The sequence below is a fragment of the Nocardia sp. NPDC024068 genome (assembly GCF_040638875.1).
Taxonomy (GTDB): domain Bacteria; phylum Actinomycetota; class Actinomycetes; order Mycobacteriales; family Mycobacteriaceae; genus Nocardia.
On record NZ_JBEZYU010000021.1, the window covers coordinates 1 to 20,003 of the forward strand.

General features: G+C 69.3%; 22 protein-coding genes and 1 riboswitch. Of the genes, 10 read left to right on the plus strand and 12 right to left on the minus strand.

Annotated elements, in window-relative coordinates:
- Nucleotides 1-249: 249 nt before the first annotated feature.
- From AB0F41_RS17720 to AB0F41_RS17730, 3 genes are all read right to left on the minus strand, one after another.
- Entirely contained in the window at nucleotides 250-1,461 is a 1,212-nt protein-coding gene (locus AB0F41_RS17720) for an O-succinylhomoserine sulfhydrylase (RefSeq protein ID WP_357424991.1), read from the minus strand.
- On the minus strand, nucleotides 1,458-1,874 hold the full coding sequence (locus AB0F41_RS17725) for a rhodanese-like domain-containing protein (protein WP_357424993.1): 417 nt from the start codon (nucleotides 1,872-1,874) through the stop codon (nucleotides 1,458-1,460). The genes AB0F41_RS17720 and AB0F41_RS17725 overlap by 4 nt, the downstream gene beginning before the upstream one ends.
- Nucleotides 1,875-1,891: 17 nt before the next feature.
- Nucleotides 1,892-2,004: riboswitch (SAM riboswitch) on the minus strand.
- A 64-nt stretch (nucleotides 2,005-2,068) separates the two neighbouring features.
- Entirely contained in the window at nucleotides 2,069-2,539 is a 471-nt protein-coding gene (locus AB0F41_RS17730; RefSeq protein WP_357424995.1) for a hypothetical protein, read from the minus strand.
- 227 nt (nucleotides 2,540-2,766) lie between these two features.
- Here AB0F41_RS17730 and AB0F41_RS17735 point away from each other — a divergent pair, with 227 nt between their 5' ends.
- Nucleotides 2,767-4,155, plus strand: coding sequence for an FAD-dependent oxidoreductase (locus tag AB0F41_RS17735; RefSeq protein WP_357424997.1), 1,389 nt, complete (start codon nucleotides 2,767-2,769; stop codon nucleotides 4,153-4,155).
- A 71-nt stretch (nucleotides 4,156-4,226) separates the two neighbouring features.
- Nucleotides 4,227-5,096 (plus strand): amidohydrolase family protein, encoded by an 870-nt coding sequence (locus AB0F41_RS17740; RefSeq protein WP_357424999.1) that lies wholly within the window; start codon nucleotides 4,227-4,229, stop codon nucleotides 5,094-5,096.
- A 21-nt stretch (nucleotides 5,097-5,117) separates the two neighbouring features.
- Here AB0F41_RS17740 and AB0F41_RS17745 read toward each other — a convergent pair whose 3' ends face one another.
- Both AB0F41_RS17745 and AB0F41_RS17750 read right to left on the minus strand, forming a co-directional pair.
- Nucleotides 5,118-5,600, minus strand: a complete 483-nt coding sequence (locus AB0F41_RS17745) for a DUF456 domain-containing protein (protein ID WP_357425000.1) — start codon at nucleotides 5,598-5,600, stop codon at nucleotides 5,118-5,120.
- 111 nt (nucleotides 5,601-5,711) lie between these two features.
- Entirely contained in the window at nucleotides 5,712-6,539 is an 828-nt protein-coding gene (locus AB0F41_RS17750; RefSeq protein ID WP_357425002.1) for a GDSL-type esterase/lipase family protein, read from the minus strand.
- A 95-nt stretch (nucleotides 6,540-6,634) separates the two neighbouring features.
- Here AB0F41_RS17750 and AB0F41_RS17755 point away from each other — a divergent pair, with 95 nt between their 5' ends.
- Nucleotides 6,635-7,210 carry a TetR/AcrR family transcriptional regulator gene (locus AB0F41_RS17755; RefSeq protein ID WP_357425004.1) on the plus strand — a complete coding sequence of 192 codons (576 nt, stop codon included), beginning with the start codon at nucleotides 6,635-6,637 and terminating at the stop codon, nucleotides 7,208-7,210.
- Between the two features lie 72 nt (nucleotides 7,211-7,282).
- Here AB0F41_RS17755 and AB0F41_RS17760 read toward each other — a convergent pair whose 3' ends face one another.
- Nucleotides 7,283-8,161: a TIGR03854 family LLM class F420-dependent oxidoreductase gene (locus AB0F41_RS17760; RefSeq protein ID WP_357425006.1), complete on the minus strand. Its 879-nt coding sequence runs from the start codon at nucleotides 8,159-8,161 to the stop codon at nucleotides 7,283-7,285.
- Between the two features lie 502 nt (nucleotides 8,162-8,663).
- Here AB0F41_RS17760 and AB0F41_RS17765 point away from each other — a divergent pair.
- Genes AB0F41_RS17765 through AB0F41_RS17775 form a run of 3 tightly spaced genes read left to right on the plus strand, consistent with a single transcriptional unit; the run spans nucleotide 8,664 to nucleotide 9,592 of the window.
- Nucleotides 8,664-9,083 carry a MarR family winged helix-turn-helix transcriptional regulator gene (locus AB0F41_RS17765; protein WP_357425008.1) on the plus strand — a complete coding sequence of 140 codons (420 nt, stop codon included), beginning with the start codon at nucleotides 8,664-8,666 and terminating at the stop codon, nucleotides 9,081-9,083.
- A 21-nt stretch (nucleotides 9,084-9,104) separates the two neighbouring features.
- Complete coding sequence (locus tag AB0F41_RS17770; RefSeq protein ID WP_357425010.1) at nucleotides 9,105-9,263, plus strand: hypothetical protein; 159 nt, start codon at nucleotides 9,105-9,107, stop codon at nucleotides 9,261-9,263.
- Nucleotides 9,260-9,592 carry a rhodanese-like domain-containing protein gene (locus tag AB0F41_RS17775; RefSeq protein WP_357425012.1) on the plus strand — a complete coding sequence of 111 codons (333 nt, stop codon included), beginning with the start codon at nucleotides 9,260-9,262 and terminating at the stop codon, nucleotides 9,590-9,592. The genes AB0F41_RS17770 and AB0F41_RS17775 overlap by 4 nt, the downstream gene beginning before the upstream one ends.
- Nucleotides 9,593-9,645: 53 nt before the next feature.
- Here the strand turns inward: AB0F41_RS17775 and AB0F41_RS17780 are convergent, their stop codons facing one another.
- Nucleotides 9,646-10,380 (minus strand): MerR family transcriptional regulator, encoded by a 735-nt coding sequence (locus tag AB0F41_RS17780; RefSeq protein WP_357425014.1) that lies wholly within the window; start codon nucleotides 10,378-10,380, stop codon nucleotides 9,646-9,648.
- 97 nt (nucleotides 10,381-10,477) lie between these two features.
- Entirely contained in the window at nucleotides 10,478-11,026 is a 549-nt protein-coding gene (locus tag AB0F41_RS17785; RefSeq protein ID WP_357425016.1) for a methylated-DNA--[protein]-cysteine S-methyltransferase, read from the minus strand.
- 148 nt (nucleotides 11,027-11,174) lie between these two features.
- Between AB0F41_RS17785 and AB0F41_RS17790 the strand changes: the two genes are divergently transcribed.
- Nucleotides 11,175-12,272 carry a CaiB/BaiF CoA-transferase family protein gene (locus AB0F41_RS17790; protein ID WP_357425018.1) on the plus strand — a complete coding sequence of 366 codons (1,098 nt, stop codon included), beginning with the start codon at nucleotides 11,175-11,177 and terminating at the stop codon, nucleotides 12,270-12,272.
- Nucleotides 12,273-12,330: 58 nt separating this feature from the next.
- Here the strand turns inward: AB0F41_RS17790 and AB0F41_RS17795 are convergent, their stop codons facing one another.
- The 3 genes from AB0F41_RS17795 to AB0F41_RS17805 all read right to left on the minus strand — a co-directional run bounded on the left by AB0F41_RS17795 (nucleotide 12,331) and on the right by AB0F41_RS17805 (nucleotide 17,111).
- Nucleotides 12,331-14,619 carry a tetratricopeptide repeat protein gene (locus AB0F41_RS17795; protein WP_357425170.1) on the minus strand — a complete coding sequence of 763 codons (2,289 nt, stop codon included), beginning with the start codon at nucleotides 14,617-14,619 and terminating at the stop codon, nucleotides 12,331-12,333.
- Between the two features lie 141 nt (nucleotides 14,620-14,760).
- Nucleotides 14,761-15,756, minus strand: a complete 996-nt coding sequence (locus AB0F41_RS17800; RefSeq protein ID WP_357425020.1) for a glutamate ABC transporter substrate-binding protein — start codon at nucleotides 15,754-15,756, stop codon at nucleotides 14,761-14,763.
- Nucleotides 15,753-17,111, minus strand: a complete 1,359-nt coding sequence (locus tag AB0F41_RS17805) for a hypothetical protein (protein WP_357425022.1) — start codon at nucleotides 17,109-17,111, stop codon at nucleotides 15,753-15,755. The genes AB0F41_RS17800 and AB0F41_RS17805 overlap by 4 nt, the downstream gene beginning before the upstream one ends.
- 186 nt (nucleotides 17,112-17,297) lie before the next feature.
- Here AB0F41_RS17805 and AB0F41_RS17810 point away from each other — a divergent pair, with 186 nt between their 5' ends.
- The 3 genes from AB0F41_RS17810 to AB0F41_RS17820 are packed head-to-tail and all read left to right on the plus strand — an operon-like array spanning nucleotide 17,298 to nucleotide 19,235.
- Nucleotides 17,298-18,062, plus strand: coding sequence for an NUDIX hydrolase (locus AB0F41_RS17810; protein WP_357425024.1), 765 nt, complete (start codon nucleotides 17,298-17,300; stop codon nucleotides 18,060-18,062).
- 1 nt (nucleotide 18,063) lies between these two features.
- The gene (locus tag AB0F41_RS17815) at nucleotides 18,064-18,765 is read left to right on the plus strand and encodes a dihydrofolate reductase family protein (protein ID WP_357425026.1); all 702 of its coding nucleotides are present in this window, start codon (nucleotides 18,064-18,066) and stop codon (nucleotides 18,763-18,765) included.
- A gap of 14 nt (nucleotides 18,766-18,779) precedes the next feature.
- On the plus strand, nucleotides 18,780-19,235 hold the full coding sequence (locus AB0F41_RS17820; protein WP_357425028.1) for a deaminase: 456 nt from the start codon (nucleotides 18,780-18,782) through the stop codon (nucleotides 19,233-19,235).
- A gap of 46 nt (nucleotides 19,236-19,281) precedes the next feature.
- Here AB0F41_RS17820 and AB0F41_RS17825 read toward each other — a convergent pair whose 3' ends face one another.
- Nucleotides 19,282-19,743, minus strand: coding sequence for a hypothetical protein (locus AB0F41_RS17825; protein ID WP_357425030.1), 462 nt, complete (start codon nucleotides 19,741-19,743; stop codon nucleotides 19,282-19,284).
- Nucleotides 19,744-20,003 lie beyond the last annotated feature (260 nt).

Here is a 20,003-nt window from a genome sequence, read left to right on the forward strand (position 1 = left end):
TGGGGCCCGCCCGGTTCTGGAGCGACCAGAGGGAGGGAGCGCAGCGACTGACCGGCGGGAGTGAAGAACCGGGTTAATAGGGCCCCACCCTCGAGCGGCGGAGCCGCTCCAAAATTACAGCCCGACCCTTGGCGGAGGGGTCGATCCGAACCCTTCCTTCGCGGTGGGGTCGCTTCAACCCACCTCCCCCACCCTTCGCGGAGGGGCCGATCCAAAATCACACTCCTCCGCGGCGGAGGCGCTCCAAAATTACAGCGCTTGGTCGAGGTCGCCGAGTAGGTCTTCGAGGTCTTCCAGGCCGACCGAGAGGCGTACCACCCCGTCCGACAGTCCGATTCCGGCGCGACCCTCCGGGCCCATCGCCCGGTGGGTGGTGGTCGCCGGGTGGGTGATGAGGGATTTCGCGTCGCCCAGGTTGTTGGAGATGTCGATGATGCGCAGGCCGTTGAGTACTTCGAAGGCCCGTTTCTTGGCTTCGCCCGCGTTGGCCTTCAGTTCGAAGGTGACCACGGTGCCGCCGCCGCTCATCTGGGATTTGGCCAGGGCGTATTGCGGGTGGGTGTCGAGGAACGGGTAGCGCACCCATTCCACGGCCGGGTGTTCGTCCAGGTAGCGGGCGATGCGTAGCGCCGAGTCGGTGGACTGCCGTACGCGCAGCGGCATGGTTTCGAGGCCCTTGAGCAGGGTCCACGCGTTGAACGGGCTGAGTGCGGGGCCGGTGTGGCGCATCAGCGTCTTGACCGGGCCGTCGATGTATTCGGCGGTGCCGAGGATCGCGCCGCCGAGGACACGGCCCTGGCCGTCGATGTGTTTGGTGCCCGAGTACACGAGCACATCGGCGTCGAGGTCGAATCCGCGTTGCAGCAGCGGGGTGGCGAAGACGTTGTCCAGGACCACCTGGGCGCCGGCGGCGTGCGCGAGTTCGCTGACCTTGCGCACGTCGACGAGCGTCTGCATCGGGTTGGCGGGGGTTTCGAAGAACACCGCGGTGGTGGGTACGGACAGCGCCGCCTCCCACTGGTCGAGGTCTTCACCGTCGACGAAGACGGTTTCCACACCCCAGCGCGGCAGGATCTCGTTGCAGACCACGAAACATGATCCGAACAGGCTGCGGGCCGCCACCAGCCGGTCGCCGGCCTTCAGCAGGGCGCCGAGGGCGACGAAAACCGCGGCCATGCCGCTGGCGGTGGCGAAACAGGCTTCGGCGCCGTCGAGCAACCGCATCCGTTCCTGGAACATCTCCACGGTCGGGTTGCCGTAGCGGGAGTAGACGAAATGCGGGAGATCGCCGGTGAAGGCGGCTTCGGCGTCCTCGGCGCTGGCGTAGACGAATCCCGAGTTCAGGTAGAGCGCCTCGGAGGTCTCTTCGAAACCGGAGCGGTTGAGTCCGCCGCGGACGCCGAGTGTCGCCGGTCCCACGCCGTCGGGCAGGGCGCGTTCGAACGCGCCGCCGCCGATCACGACTGCCGCCAGGGCAGGCCGTGCGCTCGCCAGCCCGATCCGCCGCGGTGGCCGAGTTCGTCCAGCGGTCCTTCGAAGCCTTCGGTGACGTTGTACGAGGGTGCGATGCCCGCGGCGGTCGCGGCGGCGGCCGCGTGCGCCGAACGCTGGCCGGACCGGCACAGGAACACGACCGGTGCGTCCGCCGGGCGGTCGTTGAGGGAGTGGCGCAACTGGTCCAGGAAGCCGGCGTTGCGGGTGCCGGTGGAATCGACCCACTCCACCAGCAGGGTCGGTGTGGCGATTCCGCTGGTGTCGGGCACTCCGACGAATTTCCATTCGGCTTCGGTGCGCACGTCCACCAGGACGGCGTCGGGGTGCCCGGTCAGCAGTTCCCATGCCTGCTTCGGATCGATATCCCCTGCGTAACTCATACGTGATACCTCCTGCGAATCCGCACTTGCCGCATCCGTTCGATGCACGCCAGGTCGTCACCCGGAGCACCCCACCGCGGAGGAGGGTTGCCGACCAGCGAGCCGGGGCTTGGCGCTGGCACTCATGACCTAATGCATGAGATTGCCCCGGCGCGCCCCGACCTGTCAAACCCCGGTTGACGCTCTCGGCGACGTCATTCCACCGGTTGGTTGCACACCAGCCACTCGCCGTCGGAGTGGAAGAGCCACCATGTCGCGGTTCTCTCCTCGCCTTCGACTCGGCTGGTCACCTCGATGGTCGCCGTTTCGCCGTTGACCTGCACGGGGCCGAATCTCTCGATTTCGACGTCCTTCCCGGTTTCGCCGGGTTTCAGCTGCCCGGCCAGCGGCGAGCGGGCGGGAACGAAACCGGGGCAGACCGCCTCCCGTGGTGGTTCGGGCCCGAAGCGGCTGCTCGCGTCGCCGAACTCGCGGACCGCTCCGGCGATCCGGTCGGATTCTGTGACATTTTTCTCAGCGGGCGCCACCAGCCCGGCGATCAGCACGCCGCCCAGGACAAGGGCCGCGAGTACCGCGGCCACGACGAACGGGGTGATCGTGCGCGGTGCCTCGTCGCCGCCCGATCCGGCGGCCGGCTGCTCCTCGGTGGGTCCGGGATCGCTCATGCAGACGATCATCCCTGGTCCCCGCATCGGCTTGTGCCCGCACCCCGATAGAATCGGGGGAGACCGGGTGCTGCCGCACAGCAGTGACCGCGGAGACGTGGGAAGACCTATGGCCGACGAGCCGCCCGCGGAAGGCGGGATGAGGTGCATACAAGCCACGCGTCAACTTAGCCTAAGCTAACAACAACGCCAGTGATTCTCTCGACCGATAAGGGTGCGCGTAACTGATGACCGAGCAGAAGGAAGCGAACCGCCCGCTTCGGATCGCGATCGTGGGAGCCGGTCCGGCCGGGATCTATGCCGCCGACGCACTGATGAAGTCGGATGCGGAGGTGTCGATCGATCTGTTCGAGCGGATGCCCGCTCCGTTCGGGTTGATCCGCTACGGCGTGGCGCCGGACCATCCCCGGATCAAGGGGATCGTGACCGCGCTGCACAAGGTGCTGGACAAAGAACAGGTCCGCCTGCTGGGCAATATCGACTACGGCACCGATATCACCCTCTCGGATCTGAAGCGTTTCTACGACGCGGTGATCTTCTCCACCGGCGCCAACGCCGACCGTGCGCTGCCGATCCCGGGTATCGATCTGGACGGCTCCTACGGTGCCGCCGATTTCGTGTCCTGGTACGACGGCCACCCGGATGTGCCGCGGACCTGGCCGCTGGACGCGGAGAAGGTCGCGGTGCTGGGCGTCGGCAATGTCGCGCTGGATGTGGCGCGCGTGCTGGCCAAGACCAGTGACGAACTGCTGCCGACCGAGATCCCGCCGAACGTCTACGAGGGCCTGAAGGGGAACAAGGCCGTCGAGGTGCACGTGTTCGGGCGGCGCGGTCCGGCGCAGGCGAAATTCACTCCGCTGGAGCTGCGCGAGCTGGATCATTCGCCGACGATCGAGGTGATCGTCGACCCGGAGGACATCGACTACGACGAGGGCTCCGAAGCGGCGCGTCGGCATTCCAAGCAGGTCGATATGGTCGCCAATACGCTGGAGCAGTGGGCGATCCGGGACCAGGGCGATCGTCCGCACAAGCTGTTCCTGCACTTCTTCGAATCCCCGTCCGAAATCCTGGGGGAGGACGGCCGGGTCGTGGGCCTGCGGACCGAGCGCACCCAGCTCGACGGCACCGGCAACGTGAAGGGCACCGGCACGTTCAAGGATTGGGATGTGCAGTCGGTGTACCGCGCGGTGGGGTATCTGTCGCAGAACATCTCGGAGTTGCCGTTCGACGATCAGGCGGGCGTCATCCCGAACGAGGCCGGCCGTGTGCTGGTCGACGAGAATGCCGACGGCGCTGCGCGTTATATGTCCGGCACCTATGTGACCGGGTGGATCAAGCGCGGCCCGGTCGGCCTGATCGGCCACACCAAGGGCGATGCCAACGAGACCGTGGCCTGCCTGCTCGACGACGCCACCGCGTTCGCCGCCGCCGAGAACCCGGAGCCGGAAGCGGTACTGGAGTTCCTGGAGGGCCGGGGCATCCCGTTCACCACCTGGGCGGGCTGGTACCGGCTCGATGCCCACGAGCGGTCGCTGGGCGAGCCCGAGGGCCGGGAGCGGGTCAAGGTCGTCGAGCGCGAGGACATGCTGCGCGCGAGCGAACCGCACAAGGTATGAATCGCGGCCCGCTCCTACCGCTTCAGCGCTGGGAGGAGCGGGCGCCCCGATCCGTCAGGCATGCTGTATCAGTGTTCGATGCCCATGTGCACATCATCGATCCGCGTTTTCCGCTGATCGAGAACGAGGGCTACCTGCCGGAGCCCTATACCGTCGCCGACTACCGGCGCCGGATGGTGCGGTTCGAGCCTTCGGGCGGTGCTGTGGTCAGCGCGTCGTTCCAGGGGAACGACCAGAGCTACCTGCGTGCGGCGCTGGCCGAGCTGGGGCCCGGCTGGGTGGGGGTGACCAGGCTGGATCTGGACGCCTCCGATTCCGAGATCCTCGACCTGCACGAGGCCGGGGTACGGGCGGTGCGGTTCAACCTCAAACGCGCCGCCGCCGATATCACGAGTATGACCCGGCAGGCGTTGCGCGCCCACGAACTGGCCGGCTGGCATGTGGAGATCTATGTGGACGGCCAGATGCTGGCGTCGCTGCAGCCGGTGATCCTGAAACTGCCGAAGGTTTCCGTCGATCACCTCGGGATGTCCGAGGAAGGGCTGTCGTATCTGCTGAATCTGGTCGACCGGGGTGCGCGGGTGAAGGCGACCGGTTTCGGGCGGGTGGATCTGGATATCGCGACCGCCCTGCGGCGTATCCACGCGGTCAATCCCGAGGCCCTCATGTTCGGCAGCGATCTGCCCGGCACCCGGGCGGGCCGCCCGTTCCGGGAGTCGGATGTGGATCTGATCTGTGATGTGGTGGGCACCGATATGCACGCGGTGCTCGAGGACAACGCCCGCGCCTTCTACGGTCTGCCCGCGGTCGAGCGGCATATCGAGGATCCGGCTCCCACACTGCCGCTACTGGTTCCGCCGCTTCCGGAGAACGGCGGCGCGCCCACCGACGGCACCACGCGCCCGCTGCCGATCATCGGCCGCCCGCCCGGGCGGCGCTGAGGCTCCGGCGGTACCGGCGGCTCAGGCCGCGATCGCGCCGCCCACCCACACTCCGGTGGCCAGCAGTGCGCCGAACAACTCCACCAGGATCGACAGCCCCACACCTTTGAGCGCGTGCTTGCTCGACGTCCACGCCTGCCGGTTGTCGGGCAGGCGCAGCAGCTCCGAGAGGTACACGCCCACCACGAATCCCACGAACAGCCCGACCACCGGGATCAGGAAGAAGCCGGCGATACCCGCGAGCCCACCCAGCAGCAGGGTGCGGTTCGGCACCCCGGCGTCCTTGAGTTTCTGTCCCGGCCAGGTGTATTTCACGACGCCGGAGATGACGAGCAGTACGGTGGCGATCCCCAGGACCACCCAGGCCGTGGTGCCGCCGGTGAGAAAAGCCCAGACGGCTATCGCCCCGAAGATCAGGATCACCCCCGGCAGAATCGGCACCACGATGCCGATCAGCCCGACCAGGATCACCAGGCCGACAACGATTTCTCCCCATACGCTCACAGGTCCAACCTATCCCGGATCGCCGGCCCTCGTGGATCGGTGAAACCCCTGATCTGTCGACTCGTCCGGTGTCGTCATCCGGTGACCCCGGCTTCGGCGGCCGACTCCGGATCAGTGTCCGGCGGAGGCGAGCCAGTGGGAGACGAGGTCGATGACGACCGCGCCGCCGCGGTCGCTGAGATGGATGTTGTCGACGAAGATGTTCAGTCCGTTGCTGTGTGCCGCCTGGTCCCAGCTCTGCCGGAAAAGGTAGTGCCGGGTGGCCGCGCCGAACGCCAGAGCGAAACTGAAATCGTTGTCCGAGCGTGGGTTTCCCTCTCGACGGACGAGGTCGGACATCCGTTCGTGCAGCGGCAGATAGTCGATATCGTGGTGCGCGGCGGTTTCGGCGATGATCCGGTTGTAGTCGGCGAGTTCGTGGTTGATCCGGGTGTCGAGGTCCTCGCCCATCGGGGGCAGCGACATCAGCGCCACCCGGATTCCGCCCGCCGCGGTGAGTCGTCCGACGATCGCGTCGAGGTGGTCGCGGTACTCGTCGAGCGGGGTCTCGCCGCGAACATCATTGGTGCCGACCAGAACGACGACCGTATCGGGGCGGCAGGCGAGGACATCGCTGTCGAGCCGGTCCAGCAGGTCCGCGGCGGTGTCTCCGTTGACGCCCGCGTTGACGAAGCGGTGGCCGGCGAACTCCGGGCGCTCTCGCAGCGCTCCGACCCAGTCCGCGCCCAGGGTGCCCTGGGTCATGCTGGCGCCCGCGGCGACGACGACCGGTCCGTCGTGCGCCGGGCGGCCGTCCCGGCACGCCTTGCCGGGGGCGTCGGCCGGTGAGCGGACGAAGGTGAGGTAGCCGACCGCGCCGGCAGCGCCGAGGACGGTGGCCAACACAACGGATACGGCGATCAGGATCTGCCGCCGACGGCCGGAAATGCCGAGACGCATGGGTAGTCCTCCAGGTCGAGCGTGGTTAGTGAACACTAGCCACAGAATGCGCTAGTGTTCACTAACCTGTCAAGGTCACAACGAGGAGGACGGGTGTGAGCACGCGGGAGCGGATCCTCGACGCCGCCGCCGATCTACTGCGGACCAGAGGGGTCGCCCATGCGACCACCAAGGAGATCGCGCAGGCCACCGGCGTTTCCGAGCCGACGCTGTACAAATACTTCGGCGACAAGGAGCAGTTGCTGCTGGCCGTGCTGCGGGAACGACTGCCCGGACCGGCGCGCGGTGCGGTGCGACCGGGCAGTGGTGTGGTGGCGGATAATCTCACCGAACTCGCCCACGCGGCCCTCGGCTTCTACCGGGAATCCATCCCGATGCTCGGCGCGCTGTTGGCGGACCCACGGCGGATGGCCGCCCACCGCACCGCGATGCGGGAACACGACGCCGGCCCGGACAAGGCGGTCACCGCGTTCGCCCAGTATCTGCGCGCCGAGCAGGAACTCGGCCGGATCGCGGCCGGCGCGGACCCGGAGGCCGTCGCATCACTGCTGGTCGGCGCCTGCTTCCATGAGGCGTTTCTGAGCTACTACGCGGAGGGCGCCGCAGCCGGGCCCGCGTCCCGGGCCACTGCGCTGGGACTCGTCACCGCAGTGATCGAGCCGTTGATGTGACCGGGTGGACGTCATGGCAGTCCGGAGTGTGACAGGGCGCCGATCTCCGGCGACCGTGCGCGGCCGCCGAGGTCAGTTCTGACGTGGCAGCAGTTCGGTGACGAACCGGTCCAGGAAACCTTCCACCGGTTTACCGTCGGCCGCGACGACCACGAATTTGGTCAGCCCGGCTGCCAGATATCCATCGATGAGACGGTGCAGGTCCGGCCAGCTGCCCGCCACCAGCTCGGCCGGATCGGCTTCGGGGCGTTGCGCCCGGATGCCCGCGGCGAGTTCGGCCGGGATACCGCTCTCGGCCAGCAACAGGGTTATCCCGAAATGGTCGGCTTCGATCTCGCGTCCGGCGGCCGCCGCCTCGGCGTTGATCGTGCGCACCGCGGTCGCGGCGTCGGCCGGTGCGACGAAACTGCCCAGCCAGCCGTCGGCGTACCGGCCGATTCGCCGGTAGGCCGCCGGGGCGCGCCCGCCGAGCCAGATATCCAGCGGTCGCGCGGGGCGGGTGCCGACGCCTGTCCCGTGCACCGTGAAATAGTCGCCGTCGAAGGACACCTCGTCGGAGTCCAGAGCGGCACGCAAAAGCCGCAGCGATTCATCGAAGACCGCGCCGCGGCGGCCGGGGACCGGGAACAGGTCGCGTTCTTCCGGGCTCGCCGGCTGTAATCCGAATACCGGCAGCACCCGGCGTGGCGCGAGGGCGGCCAGCGACGTCAATTGTTTGGCGACCAGTACGGGATGGCGACCGGGCAGAATGGCGACCGAGGTGCCGACCTTCAGATGAGTGGTGCGCGAGAGCGCGAACGCCATCCCCACCACCGGATCCACGGCCGGCGACCGGATGAGTTCGGAGAACCAGAGCGAATCCACGCCCGCACTCTCCAGCCGGTCCACGAGGGCCGGTAGCTCCGCGGTCGGGGTGGTGGAGCCCGTGCCGACGCCGAATCGGATCTTCATATCGTCACTCCTGGTCCGCTGCCCTTCCGGCCACGATAGTCCGCGAGGGCGGGGAGGGTCCGCGACCGGCTCCGGGCGGTGCTGCCGGAGGGATGCGCGCGGGTCGGCGGGTCAGCCGCCGCCTCCGCCTCCACCGCAGCCTCCACCTCCGCCTCCACCCCCGCCCCCACAGCTGCTGCCTCCGCCGCAGCCGCCACCACCTCCGTCGGAACCACCGCTGCCGCCGTCGGAACCCCCGAAGAACCAGGGTGCCGACGCCGCACCGGAACCTCCCGACCGCAGGCCCCTGCGTCCGCGGCGCTTCCCGGTCTGCCGATTGCGGCGATCCGTGACGAAGAAAGTGACGATGCCGATCACCGCCACCAGCGCCAGGATCCAGCTGAAAATCTCCATAACCCACGGTAGCGGCGAAAATCGCTGACGTCAGTCCACTTTCGTGCTGATCGCGGCGCGGTCGGCGGACGCCGCCGACGTGGGCTCGGGCGAACAGTAGCCTGCTCTCATGCCGGAACCGCCACCCTTCAGTCCGACAGTGATGCTGCTGACGGTGGGCCGGGTCTGGGAGGCCGGGTTCGCCGAGGGGCTGAAACCGCTCGGACTGACCACTCGTAAGTACGGGCTGCTGGGGCATATCCGCGCGACTCCGGGCATCTCGTTCAGCGAACTCGCCCGGCGGTCCCGGATCACTGTGCAGAGCGCGCATACCGCCGTCGCGGGGTTCGTCGATGCCGGGTTCGTCGACGATACGACCGCGCACGCCGGGTCCGCCTCGACCCTGCGTGTCACCGCCGCGGGGGAGGAGCTGCTGGCCCGGGCCGCCGAGGTGGTGACCCGGCTGGATGCGGAGTTCGCGCCGCAGTATCCCGAGCTGACCGAGGCGCTGCGCGCCGTGATGACGCGAATGGCAGCGGGCGGTCCATAGCCTTCAGTTACTCTGAAGGTTATGGAATCCCTGTTGCAGGCCGCCCATGTCGTGGCGGGCCTCCTCTTCGTGGGCCCGGTGGCCGGAGTCACTTTCGCCGTGGTGCAGGGGCGCACCGCATCCTCGCGGCGCCGGCCACTCGCCGTTGTCACTGTGCGGGGGGAAGTTCGCAGCGCATGAAGTTCCGGCACTATCTCCATCGGCCACCGGCCATCACCGCCGCCGAGGCGATTCGCCTCGTGGCCGAAGGCGCGCTGGTCGTCGACGTCCGTCGTGAGTTCGAATGGAACCGGGTGCATATCCCGGGCGCGGTGCATATGCCGCTGGAAGTATTGCCCGACCGCTGCGTCGAATTGCCCGACGACCGGCTGCTCATCGCCTTCTGCACCGGCGGTCTCCGCTCCGCCGGTGCGGCGAATCTGCTGGTGGAGAATGGTTTCGATGCGGTGAATATGAGTCGCGGCCTGATCGAGTGGCGAGCCGCGGGCGGGTCGCTGACCGATCGGTGAGCGGCGGACCGGCGCCGTCGGTGCGGGGCGGGGTGCGGCACCGCCCGCACGGCTCAGGATTCGGCGTTCCGCTCGGCTTCGAGCAGTTGATTCACCTGGACCAGGACGTCGATCTGGGCTTCGTTGTAGAGGTCGTGGACCGCGACGGCAATGGTGTGTGCCGCGCGTTCGGCCCCCAGCGGCGAATCCTTGTGCTGTTCGCTCAGGGTGGGGTGGTCGGCGAGCAGGTCGCGGACATGTGGCGCCAGCTCCACGGCCAGTTCGGACCGGGTGCGTGCGTCGGTTTCCGGGGTGAGATCGTCGAAAGCGGCGAAGGTGGTCCGGTAGCTGTCGTCGGTCAACAGTTCCCGTAGCGCGCCGAGGCCGGTGGGACCGAGCACCCGGGTGAGGATCACGGTGTAATCGCGGTCGGCCGCGCTGAGTTCGGAGGCGACCGCGTCGATCTCGGGCGGAAGATCGGTGGCGGCGCCCTGCCGCAGGATCAGGGCGAGTTCCACCCGGATCCGCTGGAGACGCTCGATGGTCGCGGCGAGTTCGGCGTCCAATGTGCGCAATGCTTCCTCCGGATGTTCCTCGGCACCATCCATGGCGGCGATCTGTGAGAGCGGTATGCCCAGGTCCGCGAGCCGTTTGATACGAAGTACGCGAACCAGGTGGGTCGAGCTGTACTTCTTGTAGCCGTTGGAGCCCCGCTCGGGCTCTTCCAGCAGCCCGACCTCGTGGTAGTGCCGCACCGCTCGAACGGTGGTGCCGGCGAGTTCCGCGAGCTGACGAGTACTCCACGCCATAAACCAGTCACTCCTCGGGCGCCAGGGCCGCCGGCGCGGGCGCGCCGACTCGACCTCAGTCTCAACTGTGCCGCAAGGGCATGGTCAAGTACCGCGGTCAGAACAGGGTCGGCTCGCCGAAACCCGAGGTGTGCTCGATGGCCAGCAGTCGCTGTTTGGTGTCGATCCCGCCGGGCGCGGAGAAGCCGTGCAGTGCGTGATCGGCCGCCAGGACCCGGTGGCAGGGAATGATCAGCGGGATCGGGTTGCGGCCGAGGGCCTGGCCGGTGGCCTGGGCGGCGCCCGCAGCGCCGGCCCGTTCGGCGACCTCGCCGTAGCTGAGCGTATGGCCGGGGTCGATGGCCCGGGTGACGGCGTAGACCGCGAGCGGGAATCGGGGCACGCCCGTAAGGTCCAGGGGTATCCGGCGCAGATCGTCGAGATCGCCGTCGAGATGGGCTCGGATGCGGGCGATCGCCTCGGCGCGCGGGCCGTGGGCGGGCGCCGGGATCCGCCGGGCGCCGTCGAGAGCGGTCACAGTGGTGCCGGGGTCGTAACCGGGCAGTGCGAAACGGGCGACGGCGTCTGCCCGCCACCCGATCGCGCACCGGCCGATGGCGGTGTCGAAATCCGTCGCGTCCAGGTGGGCGACCGCGCTGTCGGGCATACCGACAGTGTGCGCCGGCCCACCGACAACGCGTATCGGCGGATCGGATGCACCGGACCCGTGACGTGGCGCGGCTGTTGTCATACTGTCAATACGTCCCGCGGGCGGCCGCGGGTGGACACTGGATCGACGACGAACCGAGGTAGGCGTGACTACACCATCCACCGCCAAGCAGGGCCCGCTCGCGGGCATTCGCGTGATCGAACTGGCCGGGATCGGCCCGGGGCCGCATGCCGCATTGCTGCTCGCCGACCTCGGCGCCGATGTGGTGCGGATTCAGCGTGCCGGGCAGCTGCCCGGTGGCGCCGACCGTCCCACCCTGCGTGGCCGCAAGGTCGTGGAGGCGAACCTGAAGGACCCGGCCGATATCGAACGGGTGCTCGGCCTGGTGGAGAAGGCCGATGTGCTGCTCGAAGGGTTCCGGCCCGGCGTCACCGAGCGGATGGGCCTGGGGCCGGACGTCGCCCTGGAACGCAACCCGCGGCTGGTCTACGGCCGGATGACGGGCTGGGGTCAGTACGGGCCGCTGTCGGATCGGGCCGGCCACGACATCAACTACATCAGCCTCACCGGCATCCTGCACGCGATCGGGCGCAAGGGCGAGCGCCCGGTCCCGCCGCTGAACATGGTCGGTGATTTCGGCGGCGGTTCGATGTTCCTGGTCTTCGGCGTCCTGGCCGCCCTGGTGGAACGTCAGAGCTCCGGGAAAGGGCAGGTCATCGACTCCGCGATGATCGACGGCACGCTGGCGCTCTCGCAGATGATCTGGGCATTCCGCGGTATGGGCTCGTGGAGTTCGGAACGCGGCACGAACCTGCTCGACACCGGGATGGCGTTCTACGACACCTACGAGACCTCCGACGGTAAGTACATGGCCGTCGGCGCGATCGAACCGCAGTTCTACGCCCAGCTGCTGGCCGGGCTGGAACTCGACCCGGCGGACCTGCCGATGCAGATCGACCCCGCCGGGCAGGACACCCTGAAGAAACTCTTCACGGAGAAGTTCCGCAGCCGGACCCGCGACGAATGGACCGAGGTCTTCGCCGGTACCGACGCCTGCGTCACCCCGGTGCTCACCTTCGAGGAAGCGAGCGAGAACGAGCATATCGCCGCCCGTGAATCGCTGATCGAGCTGGAGAACGTCACCCAGCACGCCCCGGCTCCGCGCTTCTCCCGCACCCCGGCGGCCGTCCCGTCCCCGCCGCCGACCGCGGCGACCCCGATCGAGACGGTCTGGGCCGACTGATATCGATTCCGGTGACCGGCCCGGCGACGGCCCGGTCACCGGAAGAAGCGGCCCGCGCTCAGAACAAGGTTGTGGGCCGCATGTAGTTCGCGAGGTCGATCAGCGCGTACCGGTGGCGCCGATCGGGGGCCGATCGGGCCAGTGCGCGCAAACCCTTCTCGGTGCCGTCGCGTAGCGCGTGCTCGGTGAACGCGACTCCCATGAGCGGGGGCCGCGGCCGCCCCGGGGTGTTGCCCGCGCGCAGCCAGGCCAGCGCGCTGCCCAGGACCAGCAACCGCAATTGCGGTGCCCGCCGTTCGCCCGCGGGCAGTTCCTCCACCCGGACCCCGGCCCGGCGCAGGGCCGTCTCCGGAAGCCGGTCCACCGGCGCGCTGGTGAGCAGCGCCAGGACGGCGGTCATCCGGGCGGTGGTGAAATAGCGTGAGGAAGCGGGTACCTCGTCGAGCGCGGTGATGGCCTCGGCGTGCCGGCCGGTCGCGGTGAGCAGCCGGGCCAGGCCGAAGGCCGCGCTCACCAGTCCGTGATCGGTGCGCCAGGCGGTGGCGTAGAAGTTCTCCGCGAAATCGCGCCAGGCCCGGGTCTCATCCGGATCCCAGTGCTGCAGGACGAGTTCGGCGGTGGCGGCGAGCGCGAGTTTCGGGGCGGGCTCCCCGGGCAGGATGCGCAGGACCGCGTCGAACGCCGAATACGCCTTCTCGTAGTCCTGCTCGCGCAGGCCCGCGATACCGGTGTACCAATCCAGCCGCCAGTCCCGGCGGTCGGTCCGCGGTATCGCCTCGAGCAGTTCGTTCGCCTCACCGGCCCGGTCGAGATCCAGCAGTATCCGGGCCTCCGCCAGCCGTAACTCGAACTCCAGGTGCTCCGGCGCGGCCGTGGGATCCGCGGCGAGTTGTTCGCGCGCCTCGTTCAGCGCGGCGAGTGCGCGGTCCGGATCGGCCTGCATCGTCTCGGTCAACCCGGCAGCGGCCGGATCCGCCGGGGGCGGCAGCGGCAGCGGCAGCGCCGCGGCGACGGTGGCGGCCGACAGGCGGGTATCGCGTGCGAGGCCGTCGGTATACGCGTCGGTCTGGCCGATCCACTCCTCGGTGCCGAACGCGGAACGCTGTTTGCCGAATACCGCCGACCGGTGCGGATGCTCGGCCCCGGTGTCCAGCGCGAGAATCTCGCGCAGCACCCCCGACAGCTGATCGGCCATCGCCCCGGCCGAGGCGAACCGGCGGTCGGGGTCGGCGTCGGTGGCGCACAGCAGCAGCCGGTGGAACGATTCGTAGCGGGCCAGGATCGGTTCCTGCTCCGGCACCGGCAGGCCGTCGCGATAGGCGCCGTGCTCGGTGGGGATGTTCAGGGTGAGCACGGCCAGCGTGCGCCCGACGGTATAGATGTCGGAGGCCACCGTCGGGCCGGTGCGCGCGATTTCCGGTGCCTGGAAACCCCTGGTCCCGTAGAGATTCCCGTAGGCGTCGATCGGGGCGACGGCACCCAGGTCGAGCAGTTTCACCTGATCCTCGGTGACCATGATGTTGTCGGGTTTGAGGTCGTTGTAGGTGAGCCCGGTGGCGTGCAGGTAGTCCAGGGCGGGGAGTACTTCGAGGATGTAGGCGATGGCCTGGGCCACCGGGATCCGCTCGGGGCGCGGGCGGTCGTCGAGCATGCCGCGCAGCGACCGGCCGCCCACGTACTCCATGACGATGAACCCGATCGGCTCGCCCCGATGCGGCCGGTGCTCGACGAAGTTGTGGATCTTCACGATGCCGGGATGTGCCACTTCGGCGAGGAATTCACGTTCGGCGACGGCCACCGCCTGCGCCTCGATATCGTCGGCGTGCAGCAGTCCTTTGAGCACGACCCAGCGATCGCTGACATTGCGATCGACGGCCAGGTAGATCCAGCCGAGCCCGCCGTGCGCCAGGCAGCCTTGGACCTCGTACTGTCCGGCGACCATATCGCCCGGTGCCAGGCTGGGCCGGAAATCATAGGACGCACCGCAACCGGCGCAGGTACCGCGGGTGGTGGCCGGGCCGCCCGCCGACGCCCGGCCCACCGGTTTCCCGCAGCGCCAGCAGAAACGCTTCCCCTCCGCCACGACCGGGTCGGCCAGCACCGCGCCGGCCGGGTCGGCGGGCGCCACGGGCGGGATCTCCACCAGCCCGGCGACCAGCGTGCGCACGGTCGGCCGGGACCGGACGGTACGGCTGCTGCGACCGGTGCGCATCTGCGCGCCGCTGCCCCGCCCCGAACCGGCTACCGAATCCCGGTGCGGATCCGCGGCGCCGGTGGCCGCGGTACCGAGGAACGCGGCCGTCCCGGTGACGGCGGCGGTGCCGGGAGTTATCGAGGTCCCCACCATGGCGGCCTCGGTCGCGGCGACGTCTTCCGGTTCCGTGGCCCCGGTGCGAAGCCGGTCGGCCTCGACCGCACGGGTCGGGGGCGGCTCCGGAACGTCTCCGGAGCCGGCCGGGATACCGGACTCGTCGGTCACCACGGGGAATCAGTCCCGATAGGCCGGTGGCGGGGGTCCGGGTGAGGGTCCGAGGACCGCGAGCCATTGGTTGTAGAGCCGGTTCCAGGTGCCGTCGGCGCGGATCCGGTCGAGCGTGCCGTTGACGAAGCGCACCAGATCCTCGTCGCCCTTGGGGATACCGATCCCGTAGGGCTCCTCGCTGATACTCGGACCCACCAATTCGGTATGCGGGTCCTGTTCGGCCAGCCCGGCCAGGATCGAGTCGTCGGTGCTGACCGCGTCCACCTGCCGCTGCTGCAGTACCACCAGGCAGTCCGCCCAGGTGGGCACCGTGAGGATCGAGGCCTCGGGCTGGATACGGTTGATGTGCTCCAGCGAGGTGGTACCCCGGATCGTGCACACCCGTTTGTGCGCCAGATCTTTCAGGCTCTTGATCCCGGAATTGCGGACCGCCAGGACCCGCTGGTGCGCCTGCAGGTAGACGGTGGAGAAGGAGACCCGTTCCAGCCGGGCGCAGTTCACGGTCATGGTTTTGACGACCATATCGACGCGGCGGTCCACCAGCGCCGCCTCGCGCTCTTCCGAACCCAGGCTGCGGTATTCGATCCGGTCCGGGTCGCCGAACAGGTCGCGGGCGACCTCGCGGGCGATATCGGCGTCGAAGCCGACGATGACACCGCTGTTGGGGTCCCGGAAGCTGAACAGATTGCTTCCGGTGTCCAGCCCCACCACCAGGCGCCCGCGGGCGCGGATACGGTCCAGTACCGGACCGGTCGCTCCGGGGCCGGTGGGGCGCAGGCTCGCGGTGGGATCACCGCACGCGGGGTCGTCGGGGACGCGGACCGTGGTGTCGGCGGGAATCGCGGTCGCCTGGGCGGGCAACGGGGGGCGGGCGTAGTCGCCGTGCGGGGTCGCGCTGCGCGGTCCCGGGCCGGCCGCGCAGCCGGCGAGCAACAGGGCGGTGCAGACCATCCCGGCGCGCGTCGGCCAGGAATGGCGGAGTGCCTTACGCGCAGCTCTCATCGATACTCCCGCAGTCGTGGCCAGATGCCGAACGCTGTGTACGCCGCAGCCGCGATACCCAGTATGACCGCGCCGGGCGCCAGATAGTCGAGTACCCGCGCGCTGTGGAAAATATTGTCACGCAGCGTGTCCCGGGTATCGGAAATTCCGGCGCCGAGTGCGGTGTCCAGCGCATCCACATGGACGGTGGCGTTCTCGGCGCCCGGTCCGGTGGCGATGGTGGCGGCGCGGGCGAATTCCCCGCGATTGAGTGCGTCGTTCATCCGCTCGTGGGCGGCCAGCCAGTGCAGGAGTGCGGCGCGGGCCGCGCTGGTGGCCGAATCCGAATGACCGGAGAGCAGTTCGTTCAGGCGGGTGATATTGGCGTCGAAGGCGTGGTCGTAATCGCCGGTGGTGTCCCGGCGTACCAGTTTCAGGGTTTCCGCGGAGCGCGCCTGCTGGGCGAGAATCCGGCTTTCGGTGAGCCGGGCGGCGGGGACGGTGCCGTCGGATCTGCCGCTGGACATGGACATCGCCGAGACCGAACCGGCGATCACGGTCCACAGCAGCAGGATCAGGACCGCGCCCGAGGCCAGCAACATTCCGGGGTTGAGGGTGCGATGCCAGCCCCGGGCCAGCAGTCGCTGCCCCCAGACCAGCGCGGCCAAGGCGACCAGCAACAGGACGATCGCCGGCCACGGCGGCCGGACATGACGGTCCTGCGCGGAGTCGACGGCGTCCGCGCGGCGCACGTAGAGCTGTTCGGCGATCGGCAGCAGCACGGTCTGCATCTGATGCGAAGCCTCGCTCATATAGGCCGCGCCCACCGGATGCCCGGCCCGGTTGTTCGCTCGCGCGGTCTCCACCAGCCCCGAATACACCGGCAGTCCGGAACCGATACCGATCCGCTGCTCGTCGTCCTGCGTCCCGTCGCCGGACAGGGTCACCAGTTCGGCGCCCGCCTCGCCGAGAGCCTGGCTGTACCGGTCCCGGACCTGCTGCGGTTCCAGCCCGCCGGAGATGAACGCGGTCGCCGCCGCGGCGTCGGCCACCGAGAGGGACGTGTAGAGCCGGTGTGCGGCATGGGCGTCCGGTTCGGTACCCGCGAGCAGGATATCGAGATCTCGCTGCCGGTCGTGCACGGTCGCGGCGGTGAGCGCGCCCGAACCCAGGCACATCAGCACCACCAGTAGCCCGATACCGATCAGCCGTCCCGGCGACGACTGCGCGAACAGCCGTAAACGGGCCGGGTTCAGCCGGTTCCAGGCCCATTGCACCCCGGGGCGGAAACTGTTCGCCGGCCCGGTCGCGGGCGCCGGGTCCGCGTGGGCCGGGTCGGGTTCGGAAACCGCCCGATCCACCGCCAACGGCGTCATGTCCACCCTCCAACTCTGGGCGCCGGATGCGCTGTATCACTCGGCGGTGCGCACGGGTTCTCGTTCACACCGCAGCCATGAGCGTATTAGGTATTGTCCACGTCCGCGCTATGACGCCCATACCGATCATTCCCGTATGCGGGTACGGCAGGATGGAGGGGGGACGGTCGACGAGGGCGGTGTGAGATGCGTGGTGATGGAGACGGGTGGGCTGTGAGCCCGGGCGGTGTGCGCCACTGGGGCCGCTTCGGTGCGGCCGGGCTGCTGCTGCGTGCCCCGCTCACCACCGGCGGCGCGGCCGTATTACTGCAGCACCGGGCGCTGTGGAGCCATGAGGGCGGGACCTGGGCGTTACCCGGGGGCGCCCGCGACAGCGACGAGACGGCGGTGCACGCGGCGGTCCGGGAGGCCGATGAGGAGGCCGGGATCAAGGCCGCCGATATCGCGGTCCGCGCCGAACGGGTCACCGCCACCGCGCCCAGCGGCTGGACCTACACCACCGTGATCGCCGATGCCGGCAAACCGCTGCCCGTCCGCCCGAATATGGAAAGTGTGGAACTGGCCTGGGTCCCCGAGGACGAGGTGGATGATCGGCCACTGCACGCCGGTTTCGCCGACGCGTGGCCGGCATTGCGCGCCACGTTCGCCCATCTCGATCCGGCCGAATGCGACGAAGCCGACGCCGCGGGCCTGGTGGCCGGCCTGCCGCGCACGATCGATCTGGGCGTGGAGTTCGTCTGGCTGCACGCCGACCCCGGCGGGCCCGGTGAGCGGGCGGTACTGCTCGATCCTCCGTATCCGCCCGAACCGGCGGACGAGGGCGAGTCGGCGGTGACGGCGGTCGCGGTGACCGCCGATGGTGATCCGGGCGCAGACCTCGGCGCGACGGCTGCCGGGTCCGCGCGCGTACTGGGTATCCCGCGTGACCGGGTACTGGATCCGGAGACCTGATATGGACTCCGGTGCCGGTCGGCGGCCCTATGTGCTGCTGTCGGTCGCGGTGAGTGTCGACGGGTATCTCGACGATACGTCCGACGAACGCCTGCTGCTGTCCGGTGATGCCGACTTCGACCGCGTCGACGGGTTACGGGCCTGGGCGGACGCGATACTCGTCGGCGCCGAGACCGTACGGCGCGACAACCCCCGCCTGATCGTGAAAGACGAGCACCGTCGCCGGGAACGCCTCGCCGCCGGTAGACCGGCGTATCCGCGCAAGGTCACCGTGACCGCGAGCGGCGATCTGGATCCGGCCGCCCGGCTCTGGGGGCCCGGGACGGCGGAGCATCCGCCGCTGGTCTACACGACCGAGGCGGGGGCGCGCCGGCTCGCCGGGCGGCTCAGCGAACCCGCCGATGTCGTCGCACTCGGTGACGATGTCGAATTCGGTGCCCTGCTCGACGATCTCGGTGGCCGCGGAATCGGCCGGCTGATGGTCGAGGGGGGCGGCCGTATCCATACCGCGTTCCTGGCCGGCGGCCTGGCCGACGAATTGAGTCTCGCCGTCGGCCCGGCCCTGGTCGGCGACGCGGACGCGCCGCGGTTCCTGCATCCCGCCCGGTTTCCGGGCGGCGCCGGCCATCGTATGGATCTGCTCGAGGTCTCCCGGGCCGGGGATGTGGCGGTCCTGCGGTATCGGCCTCGGCCGCCCCTATGAGTCCAGGAGGTCCGATGCCCGAACCCGAACACCACCGCTGGATGCTGCGGGCGATCGAGCTGGCGCGCCGGAGTCCGGTGGCCCCGGGAGCGTTCTCGGTGGGCGCGGTGATCGTTGCCGACGGGGCGGAGATCGCCACCGGCTACTCCCGCGAAACCGATCCCAAGGAGCACGCCGAGGAGGCCGCGCTGGCGAAACTGGACCCGGCCGACCCACGGCTGCGGAGCGCCACCCTCTACAGCACGCTGGAGCCGTGTTCGGAGCGGGCGACCAAGAGTCGTCTGCCCTGCACCGACCGGGTGCTGGCGGCCGGGATCCCGACCGTCGTGATCGCCTGGCGCGAACCCGCGACCTTCGTCGAGAACTGCGTGGGCGTGGAGAGACTGGAGAAGCACGGGGTGCGGGTGGTGGAACTACCGGACCTGGCCGAGGCGGCGATGGCGATGAATCGTCATCTCGACCTCTCCTGACCGAAACGCGCCGGGGCGGCCGGAGCCGTTCGGCTCGCGCCCCCGATCAGAAGAAGGACTCCGGCGACGGCGGGTTCAGCGCGGTGACGGTGGCGCTGCGGCCGCTGCCCCAGGTGACGGTGCCGCCCAGCTCTTCCACAAGCCGGCCGCTGCATCGGGTGGGCCTCACCGTGAGTGTGGCGGCGTTGGCGAGCATCCTGCTGTCGCCGTCCACGGTCATCTTCACCGTCAGTTCGGCGGTGCTCGAATCGATATTCCAGGTACCCCGGTAGCCCTGGGTCCGGACACCTCGCGCCGCCAGGACGACGGGGAACGCGGCCATCCGGTTCGGGAGGAGCCGGAAGGCTTCCGGCGACGGATAGTCGCGGTCGTCGCCGGGGTAGCCGACGCTCAGCGGGAGACCGCCGCTGTAGGACTGCAGGCTGGCACCGCAGTCCGGCTCGGCGTGCGCCGGGACTCCGGCACCGGCGGCCGCGGTGGTTCCGGCAGCCAGCAGGACCGTGCACATCACACGACGAAACAACTCGTGCCCCTCTCGGAAGACTGATCGAAAATTGCTATGAGTTGCGCAACCTGTCTTCGGAGCCGTCGGCCATCCGGATCGGCCGTACCGGGCTCTTCCTGCGGAAATGGTCAGTTATCGGCGGTCCCCGCGCCGAGCCGGCCGCAGAGGATCTGCGGGCCGGTACTCGCCCCGGCGGCCGGATAACCCGACTCGGCGGTCGGCCGTGTTACTCGAATCCGTTGGTACGCCCACGATCGTGACAC

Bases quoted from the DNA above. Each gene is read 5' to 3' on its own strand.
- AB0F41_RS17725 (WP_357424993.1), bottom strand. From the start codon at position 1,874: ATGAGTTACGCAGGGGATATCGATCCGAAGCAGGCATGGGAACTGCTG.
- AB0F41_RS17730 (WP_357424995.1), bottom strand. From the start codon at position 2,539: ATGAGCGATCCCGGACCCACCGAGGAGCAGCCGGCCGCCGGATCGGGC.
- AB0F41_RS17735 (WP_357424997.1), top strand. From the start codon at position 2,767: ATGACCGAGCAGAAGGAAGCGAACCGCCCGCTTCGGATCGCGATCGTG.
- AB0F41_RS17750 (WP_357425002.1), bottom strand. From the start codon at position 6,539: ATGCGTCTCGGCATTTCCGGCCGTCGGCGGCAGATCCTGATCGCCGTA.
- AB0F41_RS17760 (WP_357425006.1), bottom strand. From the start codon at position 8,161: ATGAAGATCCGATTCGGCGTCGGCACGGGCTCCACCACCCCGACCGCG.
- AB0F41_RS17765 (WP_357425008.1), top strand. From the start codon at position 8,664: ATGCCGGAACCGCCACCCTTCAGTCCGACAGTGATGCTGCTGACGGTG.
- AB0F41_RS17770 (WP_357425010.1), top strand. From the start codon at position 9,105: ATGGAATCCCTGTTGCAGGCCGCCCATGTCGTGGCGGGCCTCCTCTTC.
- AB0F41_RS17775 (WP_357425012.1), top strand. From the start codon at position 9,260: ATGAAGTTCCGGCACTATCTCCATCGGCCACCGGCCATCACCGCCGCC.
- AB0F41_RS17780 (WP_357425014.1), bottom strand. From the start codon at position 10,380: ATGGCGTGGAGTACTCGTCAGCTCGCGGAACTCGCCGGCACCACCGTT.
- AB0F41_RS17785 (WP_357425016.1), bottom strand. From the start codon at position 11,026: ATGCCCGACAGCGCGGTCGCCCACCTGGACGCGACGGATTTCGACACC.
- AB0F41_RS17795 (WP_357425170.1), bottom strand. From the start codon at position 14,619: ATGGTGGGGACCTCGATAACTCCCGGCACCGCCGCCGTCACCGGGACG.
- AB0F41_RS17800 (WP_357425020.1), bottom strand. From the start codon at position 15,756: ATGAGAGCTGCGCGTAAGGCACTCCGCCATTCCTGGCCGACGCGCGCC.
- AB0F41_RS17805 (WP_357425022.1), bottom strand. From the start codon at position 17,111: ATGACGCCGTTGGCGGTGGATCGGGCGGTTTCCGAACCCGACCCGGCC.
- AB0F41_RS17810 (WP_357425024.1), top strand. From the start codon at position 17,298: ATGCGTGGTGATGGAGACGGGTGGGCTGTGAGCCCGGGCGGTGTGCGC.
- AB0F41_RS17815 (WP_357425026.1), top strand. From the start codon at position 18,064: ATGGACTCCGGTGCCGGTCGGCGGCCCTATGTGCTGCTGTCGGTCGCG.
- AB0F41_RS17820 (WP_357425028.1), top strand. From the start codon at position 18,780: ATGCCCGAACCCGAACACCACCGCTGGATGCTGCGGGCGATCGAGCTG.
- AB0F41_RS17825 (WP_357425030.1), bottom strand. From the start codon at position 19,743: ATGTGCACGGTCCTGCTGGCTGCCGGAACCACCGCGGCCGCCGGTGCC.